The 8,148-nt window shown below is 61.3% G+C and carries 9 protein-coding genes; 8 read left to right on the top strand and 1 reads right to left on the bottom strand.

Features of this window, described 5'->3' with window-relative positions:
* Positions 1-53 precede the first annotated feature (53 nt).
* The gene (locus X730_RS145775; protein ID WP_023756386.1) at positions 54-1,247 is read left to right on the top strand and encodes a porin; all 1,194 of its coding nucleotides are present in this window, start codon (positions 54-56) and stop codon (positions 1,245-1,247) included.
* A gap of 71 nt (positions 1,248-1,318) precedes the next feature.
* Here X730_RS145775 and X730_RS145780 read toward each other — a convergent pair whose 3' ends face one another.
* Positions 1,319-1,498, bottom strand: coding sequence for a hypothetical protein (locus X730_RS145780; protein ID WP_023826795.1), 180 nt, complete (start codon positions 1,496-1,498; stop codon positions 1,319-1,321).
* On the opposite strand from X730_RS145780, the gene X730_RS145785 reads away from it, so the two are divergent.
* The 7 genes from X730_RS145785 (at position 1,497) to X730_RS145815 (ending at position 8,063) form a co-directional block, all read left to right on the top strand.
* Positions 1,497-2,609 (top strand): pyridoxal phosphate-dependent aminotransferase, encoded by a 1,113-nt coding sequence (locus X730_RS145785; RefSeq protein ID WP_023826794.1) that lies wholly within the window; start codon positions 1,497-1,499, stop codon positions 2,607-2,609. The two genes, X730_RS145780 and X730_RS145785, sit on opposite strands and share 2 nt — an antisense overlap.
* A 146-nt stretch (positions 2,610-2,755) precedes the next feature.
* A complete protein-coding gene (locus tag X730_RS145790; protein WP_023709796.1) occupies positions 2,756-3,046 on the top strand; it encodes an acylphosphatase in 291 nt (96 codons plus the stop codon).
* Positions 3,047-3,115: 69 nt separating this feature from the next.
* The gene (locus X730_RS145795) at positions 3,116-3,772 is read left to right on the top strand and encodes a TetR/AcrR family transcriptional regulator (RefSeq protein WP_023754786.1); all 657 of its coding nucleotides are present in this window, start codon (positions 3,116-3,118) and stop codon (positions 3,770-3,772) included.
* Between the two features lie 65 nt (positions 3,773-3,837).
* Entirely contained in the window at positions 3,838-5,001 is a 1,164-nt protein-coding gene (locus tag X730_RS145800) for an isovaleryl-CoA dehydrogenase (RefSeq protein ID WP_023754787.1), read from the top strand.
* 9 nt (positions 5,002-5,010) lie between these two features.
* Positions 5,011-5,916, top strand: coding sequence for a hypothetical protein (locus X730_RS145805; protein WP_155922473.1), 906 nt, complete (start codon positions 5,011-5,013; stop codon positions 5,914-5,916).
* 8 nt (positions 5,917-5,924) lie between these two features.
* Positions 5,925-7,532 (top strand): carboxyl transferase domain-containing protein, encoded by a 1,608-nt coding sequence (locus tag X730_RS145810; protein WP_023826793.1) that lies wholly within the window; start codon positions 5,925-5,927, stop codon positions 7,530-7,532.
* Positions 7,533-8,063 (top strand): O-acetyl-ADP-ribose deacetylase, encoded by a 531-nt coding sequence (locus X730_RS145815; protein WP_023826792.1) that lies wholly within the window; start codon positions 7,533-7,535, stop codon positions 8,061-8,063.
* Positions 8,064-8,148: the final 85 nt, after the last annotated feature.

Genomic DNA, 8,148 nt, shown 5'->3' with positions numbered 1-8,148 from the left:
AACGCTTGTCGCCGGTTTCACTATCTTGTTCGATTCTGACTGGAGGTCAGAAAATGAACATTAAGAGCCTTCTCCTCGGCTCCGCTGCGGCCTTGATCGCAGTTTCCGGTGCGCGCGCCGCCGACGCCGTCGTCGTCGCCGAGCCGGAACCGGCTGAATACGTCAAGATCTGCGACGTCTATGGCGCCGGCTACTTCTACATCCCCGGCACCGAGACCTGCCTGCGCATCGGTGGCTATGTCCGCTACGACATCGGCGTGGGTGATGTCGGCTCGTTCGACGGTGCGAGGTCGTTCGACCATAAGGATGGCGACGAGCAGGATACCTTCTACAAGAATGCCCGTTTCACGCTGAAGACCTGGACCGGCCAGGAAACCGAGCTCGGCACCTTGAAGACCTACACCGAGACCCGCTTCAACTTCGGCAACCGCAACGGCTACCCGTCGGCAGACGATCCGACTACCGAAGCAGACGAGTTCAACTCCAACCCTGCCGGCAACAAGAACGTTTCGCTGAACTTCGCCTGGATCCAGCTCGGTGGCCTGCGCGTCGGTAAGGACGAATCGGCCTTCGACACGTTCATCGGCTACGCCGGCAACGTCCTCCAGGATACGCTCGTTCCCTACGGCGATTTCGATACCAACGTCGTCCAGTACTACTTCGATGCGGGCAATGGCTTCTCGGCCGTCGTCTCTCTCGAAGAAGGCTCCGGCACCGTTGGCACCATCGACAGCTACGTTCCGCATGTCGTCGGCGGTCTGAAGTATACGCAGGGCTGGGGCGCCATCACCGGCGTCGTCGCGTACGACAGCAACTATGAAGAAGTCGCCGGCAAGGTGCGTTTGGACATCACCCCGATGCAGAACCTATCGCTGTTCATCATGGGCGGCTACGGCACCGACGACAACCTGAATGACGACACGACCTTGATTCACAACGGCAACGCGATCAACGCCGGTGGCCGCGGTTTCTACAAGCAGTGGGGCGGCAACTGGGCATTCTGGGGTGGCGGCACCTACACCATAAACGAGAAGACCTCGTTTAATGCCCAGGTCTCGTATGACGAGTGGAAGAACCTCGGCGTCGCCGCGAACATCGCCTACGACGTTGTTCCCGGCTTCACGGTCACGGCCGAAGTCGACTACCTCAACGCAGGCAAGTTCGACGACGCCAACTTCTCCAACTTTACCGATGCCGACAAGAAGAGCAGCATCGGCGGTCTCCTCCGCTTCCAGCGCTCGTTCTAAGACGCTCAGCCTGGCTGAAAAGCAAACCCGGCGGGCAACCGCCGGGTTTTTTTGAAGCATCCGTCGCCATGTCATTGGCTGCAGCGGCCTTCAAAAGGCTGCCGCCCACCGGCAGTCAGGTCGTAGAGCGTGGCCACCCGCGCCGATTTCATCCCGGGCGTCATGGCCACTATTTCCAGCCGCGCCAGAACTTGCGCCGTCCTGTCGGGCACGCTAGCAAGAAGGCTCATCTTCTCGTGAGCTTTTGCCATGCGCCAGCGCCCTGCCCTCACGCCGCTTGTCGGCGCGCTTCCCTCCACGGTGCCGTTTGTCGGACCGGAAGCGCAGGAGCGCGAGCGCGGACGTGCTTTTCGCGCCCGCATCGGTGCCAATGAGAGCAGTTTCGGGCCTTCGCCGCGCGTTATCGCCCGTATGGAGCGCGTCGCGCGTGACCAGTGGATGTATTGCGATCCCGACAATTACGATCTGAAGCAGGCTGCGGCCCGCCATCTCGGCGTCGGCGCCGAAAACGTCGTGGTCGGCGAAGGCATAGACGGGCTGCTTAGCCTGGTGGCGCGCATGTATGTCGCGCCTGGCGACGCGGTGGTCACCTCGCTCGGCGCCTATCCGACGTTCAATTTCCACATTGCCGGCGCCGGCGGCCGGCTGGTCACGGTGCCTTACGAGAACGACAAGGAAAGTCTGGATGGACTGCTCAAGGCAATTATCAAGGAGAAGGCGCCGCTGGTCTATCTCTCCAATCCGGACAATCCGATGGGAAGCTGGTGGGAAGCAGGAGATATCACCCGCTTCGTCGAAGCGTTGCCGGAAACCACCATGCTGGTGCTCGACGAGGCCTATGGCGAATTGGGGCCGGCCTCGGCGCTGCCGCCGATCGATGTCGCGCGGCCCAACGTCATCCGCATGCGCACCTTCTCCAAGGCATACGGGCTGGCCGGCATTCGCTGCGGCTATGCGGTGGCCGAGGCTGAGGTGATCCGCGATTTCGAGAAGATCCGCAACCATTACGGCGTCAGCCGCATGGCGCAGATCGCCGGCGTCGAGGCGCTGGCCGACCAGGACTGGCTTCACAGCGTGGTGGCGCGAGTCGCTGCCGGACGCACACGTATAGCCGGGATTGCCGAGACGAACGGGCTGAAGCCGCTGCCATCGGCGACCAATTTCGTCACCATCGATTGCGGCAAGGACGGCGCCTTCGCGCTGAAAGTGCTGCAAAATCTTTTGTCGCGCGACGTGTTCATTCGCAAACCGATGGCGCCAGGGCTCGACCGTTGCATAAGGGTCAGCGTCGGCCTCGATCATGAGCTCGATATCTTTGCCGAGGAACTGCCCGGCGCGCTCGCCGCTGCGCGGGGAAATTAGCCCGGCCGATTGCCGTCGCGACACGGCCTGCCAATGCCGCCAAAGGCCAAGACAGAATCAGCCGGGTCCCCGGCTTCCGTCGATCCAACAACAATCCAACCGTTCAAGGCTGTTGCTTTCGTCCGATCCCGCGCCAGTTCTTGAGCATGGGAGATAACGACCGGCAAAAGGCGGTGCAGGCGCGCGTGCATGGTAAGGTGCAAGGCGTCGGCTATCGGATGTGGGCGCGACGCGAAGCGATAGGGCTTGGCCTCGTAGGTTGGGTACGCAATGAACGAGACGGCACGGTGACGGCCTCGATTGCCGGTGCCGATGCTGCGGTTTCCACAATGATCGAACGGCTCCGGCAAGGGCCACGGGGTGCTTCGGTTTCGAAGGTCGAGATCGAAGAATTCGAACTCCTCGACGCGCCCATCGACTTTCGGATCATTGTCTAGACGGAACCACTTTATTGCCGCTTGAATTAATCGAACGTTCGTTTTATTACTAAATACCGGGAGGCGATCATGGCACGCACAACGGGATCCGATGGCGAAAAAACTGAAGCGGCCGTCCGCGAGGCGGCGGTCAGCCTGATCGCCCGCTTCGGCTATGAGGCGACGTCGATGCGACAGCTTGCCGCCGAGGTCGGCGTCCAGGCGGCCGCGCTCTACCGCTATTTTCCGACCAAGGAAGACCTGCTGTTCACGCTGATGCGCGAACATATGGAAGGGCTGATCGAAGCGTGGGACGCCGCACGCCCCGACGCAGCCGATCCGGCAATGCGGCTTGCCGCCTATGTCGAAAACCACATCGCTTTCCACATCGAGCGCCGCCACTCCACCCATGTCTCGAACATGGAATTGCGCAGCCTGTCGCATGACCGGCTGACGCAGATCCTTCGCATGCGCACCGCCTATGAGAAGGAGTTGCGCGCCATCCTGCGCGACGGCGCGGAGGCCGGCGCCTTCAGTGTCGATGACACCGGGCTCACTGCCATGGCCCTGATCCAGATGATGACCGGCGTCATCGTCTGGTTCCGGCCGGGCGAGCGGCTGTCGATGGCTGAAGTCACGGCGACATATCTTTCAATGACAATGCGCCTGGTTGGCGCGAAGATCGACGGCAAGACTTACAGCGCCGCGCGTCCCTTCGGACGCGCAAAGGACGCTGTAGCATTTTGATTTCGCGCATGATCCTTTCCGGAAATCAAAGTTGATTTTCGGGGTCATGCGGCAGGAGGAACGGCATGTACACGAACACACTCAGCTTCGGGCATGACAAGGACATCGAGGCGCTGCGCGATCTGGTGCGCCGCTTTGCCCAGGAGAAAATAGCGCCGATCGCTGCCGAGATCGACCGCAGCAACCAGTTCCCCACGCATCTGTGGAAAGAGCTCGGCGCGCTCGGCCTTCTCGGCATCACCGCCGATCCCGATTTCGGCGGCAGCGGCATGGGCTATCTTGCCCACGTCATTGCGGTGGAAGAGATTTCGCGCGCCTCGGGCTCGGTTGGTCTCTCCTACGGCGCCCATTCGAACCTCTGCGTCAACCAAATCAACCGCTGGGCGACGCCGGCGCAGAAGGAGAAATTCCTGCCGGCATTGTGCTCGGGCGAAAGGGCAGGTGCGCTGGCCATGTCGGAATCGGGCGCCGGCTCCGACGTCGTCTCGCTCAAGCTGCGCGCCGAAAAGCGCAACGACCGCTATGTGCTCAACGGCTCGAAAATGTGGATCACCAACGGCCCCGACGCCGAAACGCTGGTGGTCTACGCCAAGACCGATCCGGAGCGGAAATCGCACGGCATCACCGCCTTCATCGTCGAAAAGACCATGGCCGGCTTCTCGGCATCGCCAAAGCTCGACAAGCTCGGCATGCGCGGCTCCAACACCGGCGAACTGGTGTTCGACAATGTCGAGGTGCCCTATGACAATGTGCTGCATGAGGAGGGCCGCGGCGTCGAGGTCCTGATGTCGGGCCTCGACTACGAGCGCACCGTGCTCGCCGGCGGACCGCTCGGGCTCATGGCGGCCTGTCTCGACGTTGCCGTCCCCTATGTGCATGAGCGCAAGCAGTTCGGCCAGCCGATCGGCGAGTTCCAGCTGGTTCAGGGCAAGCTCGCCGACATGTATTCGACGATGAACGCCGCGCGCGCGTACGTTTATGCCGTCGCGGCTGCCTGCGATCGCGGCCAGACGACACGCAAGGATGCCGCCGGCTGCGTGCTGTTTGCCGCCGAGAAGGCGACGCTGATGGCGCTCGACGCCATCCAGCTGCTTGGCGGCAACGGCTATACCAACGAGTATCCGACTGGCCGGCTGTTGCGCGACGCCAAGCTCTACGAAATCGGCGCCGGCACCAGCGAGATTCGACGCTGGCTGATCGGGCGCGAGATCATGGCGGAAGGGGTGTGAGCGATTTCAATGCCTGGTTTGCCAAAATACCTTGGAGTATTAGCACGGACTATCGTCGCATTGATCCCATTGTCGGGATTTGCGAATGCCGCCTCTTCAGATATGCCGCAATTTCGAGACGTTGCAGCACTGCGGGTTGAAGTCATTTCCCGCCTGAAGGCTGACAGCCGAGTCAAGCAAGCAATTCCCAACCCCGCCGATCCGGCGCGTCTTGACGTAACCAGGGTCGGTTCTACCGGCAAGGATATTCATCTTCAGGTGGACGTTACGAACCTGCTAGGCCGCATTCGCGACCTGCCGGCGGGAGAGGCGGAAACCGAAATCGAACGTTTTCTAACCACGCTCGTGCTCAGCGATAGCGAAAGCGGCTTCCAGGCCGATCTACTGATTGCCAACATTCGACCGCGCGAACATCTCGACGCTTTCAAAGGCGATGGCACAGAGCCCGACAAAGGACCGGCGTTTGAAACCTTGGCGGGTGACGTCGTGATCCTTTACCAGATCGACAATGAGGACTCGCTCGCCAGCGTCCGGCTTGACGATGTTGGAGACCGCTCACTCGCACAGCTTCGCCAGCTTGCTCTGGAAAACATCAACAAGCAGATTACGAAGGTCAAGCAGGAGCGTATCCTCGACGGGATATCGATCTTCACCGTCGAAGGGGATGAGGCCATCTCACCCGCTCTCCTCCTGACCGAAAAATTCTGGGCCACGCTTGGACCGCAATTCCCCAACGGCGTTTTCATAGCCATTCCAAAACGCGATGCCATCGTCGTTGTAGACAAGCGGCTTCCCAATGCGGTTCAGTTTGCTCGCTCATTTATCGACAAGGTTTTCAAGACCGAACCTGATCTTCTCTCCGAGTACATTTTCGAGCGCCGTGACGGCAAGCTGCAAGTCGTGGCAGAGCAATAGGAACCGATGTGGCCGTACTCCAAACCCAGATCTCGCCCTCCTCCGAAACCTACCTCGCCAATGCCGAGCGCATGCGGGCGCTGGTTGCCGACATTGCGGAGAAAGCAACCAGCGTCGAGCGCGGTGGCTCGGAGGAGGCGCGCGAGCGTCATGTTTCGCGCGGCAAGCTGTTGCCGCGCGAGCGGCTGGCGCAATTGCTCGACACCGGCTCGCCTTTCCTCGAGATCGGCCAGTTCGCGGCATGGTCCATGTATGGCGAGGAGATTTCCTCGGCCGGCATCATCGCCGGCGTCGGCCGTGTCGAAGGGACCGAGGTGATGGTCGTGGTCAACGACGCCACGGTGAAGGGCGGCACCTATTATCCGCTCACGGTGAAGAAGCATTTGCGCGCGCAGGAGATCGCGCTGCAAAACAATCTGCCTTGCGTCTATCTGGTCGACAGCGGCGGCGCCAACCTGCCCAACCAGGACGAGGTGTTTCCCGACCGCGAGCATTTCGGCCGCATCTTCTACAACCAGGCCAACATGTCGGCGGCCGGCATTCCGCAGATCGCCTGCGTCATGGGCTCATGTACTGCGGGCGGCGCCTATGTGCCGGCAATGTCGGACGAGACGATCATGGTGCGCAACCAGGCGACCATTTTTCTCGGCGGCCCGCCGCTGGTGAAGGCGGCTACGGGCGAAGATGTCAGCGCCGAGGAGCTTGGCGGCGCCGACGTGCACACCAGGCTGTCCGGTGTCGCCGACCACTATGCGCTGGACGACGAACATGCGCTGGCCATCTGCCGGCGCATCGTCAAAAACCTCAACCGGCGCAAGACTGTAAGCTTGACCTTACAGAAACCCATGCCGCCGCTTCATGACGCGCAGGAACTCTACGGCATCGTGCCGACGGATCTGCGCCAGCCCTACGATGTGCGCGAGGTGATCGCGCGCGTCGTCGACGGCTCCGAGTTCGACGAGTTCAAGCAGAATTACGGCACCACGCTGGTCACCGGCTTTGCCCATCTTCAGGGCATGACGGTCGGCATCATCGCCAACAATGGCGTGCTGTTTTCCGAAAGTGCTGTGAAGGGCGCGCATTTCATCGAACTGTGCTGCCAGCGCAAGATCCCGCTGATCTTCCTGCAGAACATCACCGGCTTCATGGTCGGGCGAAAGTACGAGGCCGGCGGCATCGCCAAGGACGGCGCCAAGCTGGTGATGGCGGTTGCCACCGCCAAGGTGCCGAAGGTGACGATGATCATCGGCGGGTCGTTCGGCGCCGGCAATTACGGCATGTGCGGCCGCGCCTACTCGCCGCGCTTCCTGTGGATGTGGCCGAACGCGCGCATTTCGGTGATGGGCGGCGAACAGGCGGCGACCGTGCTGGCGGTGGTCAAGCGCGAGGGCATCGAGCGCAAGGGCGGTGAGTGGAGCGCGGACGAGGAAGCGAAATTCAAGAAGCCGATCCTGATGAAATACGAGCATGAGGGTCACCCGCTCTACTCCTCGGCGCGGCTGTGGGACGACGGCATCATCGATCCGGGGAAAACGCGCGAAGTGCTCGCGCTCAGCCTTTCGGCCGCGCTCAACGCCGACATCGAAGAAACGAAGTTCGGCGTGTTCAGGATGTAGATGAGCAAGTTCGGCGAACGGATACATGTCCACACCGGCGACATCACCAGGCTTGCGGTCGATGCCATCGTCAACGCCGCCAATTCCTCGCTGCTGGGCGGCGGCGGCGTCGACGGCGCCATTCACCGCGCCGCAGGCCCGGAGCTCGAATTCGAATGCCGGATGCTGAACGGCTGCAAGGTCGGCGAAGCAAAGCTTACCAAGGGCTATCACCTGCCGGCACGTTACATCATCCACGCGGTCGGACCTGTCTGGCAAGGCGGCGGAAAAGGCGAAGCCGGGCTGCTCGCCTCCTGCTATATCAGGTCGCTCGAAATCGCCGCCGCCAGGGATTGCCGGACCGTGGCATTTCCGGCGATCTCCACCGGCATCTACCGTTATCCGAAAAATGAGGCGACGCAGATTGCCGTTGGCATCGCAGGTACCTTCGTCGGACAGAACTCAACGCCCGAAACAGTTATTTTCTGCTGCTTCGACGAGCCAACAGCTCAACTATACCGACAAGCCGTTGCTGCCATTGAAGGATGCTAGTCTGCATGGATAAGATGGTTCATCCACCTACGCAAAAGAAATTTTCGGTGAGCAGGCTGGCGGCACTGGAGAATAGACGCTATTG

Origin of the sequence: Mesorhizobium sp. L103C131B0 (genome assembly GCF_000502275.1) — a bacterium.
In the GTDB taxonomy this organism is placed as follows: Bacteria; Pseudomonadota; Alphaproteobacteria; order Rhizobiales; family Rhizobiaceae; genus Mesorhizobium.
The sequence above is the reverse complement of the archived record's forward strand: the minus strand, read 5'-3'. Positions and strand labels throughout refer to the sequence as shown.

Coding starts and splice junctions, on each gene's coding strand:
- X730_RS145805 (WP_155922473.1), top strand. CDS start 5,011: ATGCCTGGTTTGCCAAAATACCTTGGAGTATTAGCACGGACTATCGTC.
- X730_RS145795 (WP_023754786.1), top strand. CDS start 3,116: ATGGCACGCACAACGGGATCCGATGGCGAAAAAACTGAAGCGGCCGTC.
- X730_RS145815 (WP_023826792.1), top strand. CDS start 7,533: ATGAGCAAGTTCGGCGAACGGATACATGTCCACACCGGCGACATCACC.
- X730_RS145800 (WP_023754787.1), top strand. CDS start 3,838: ATGTACACGAACACACTCAGCTTCGGGCATGACAAGGACATCGAGGCG.
- X730_RS145775 (WP_023756386.1), top strand. CDS start 54: ATGAACATTAAGAGCCTTCTCCTCGGCTCCGCTGCGGCCTTGATCGCA.
- X730_RS145780 (WP_023826795.1), bottom strand. CDS start 1,498: ATGGCAAAAGCTCACGAGAAGATGAGCCTTCTTGCTAGCGTGCCCGAC.
- X730_RS145790 (WP_023709796.1), top strand. CDS start 2,756: ATGGGAGATAACGACCGGCAAAAGGCGGTGCAGGCGCGCGTGCATGGT.
- X730_RS145785 (WP_023826794.1), top strand. CDS start 1,497: ATGCGCCAGCGCCCTGCCCTCACGCCGCTTGTCGGCGCGCTTCCCTCC.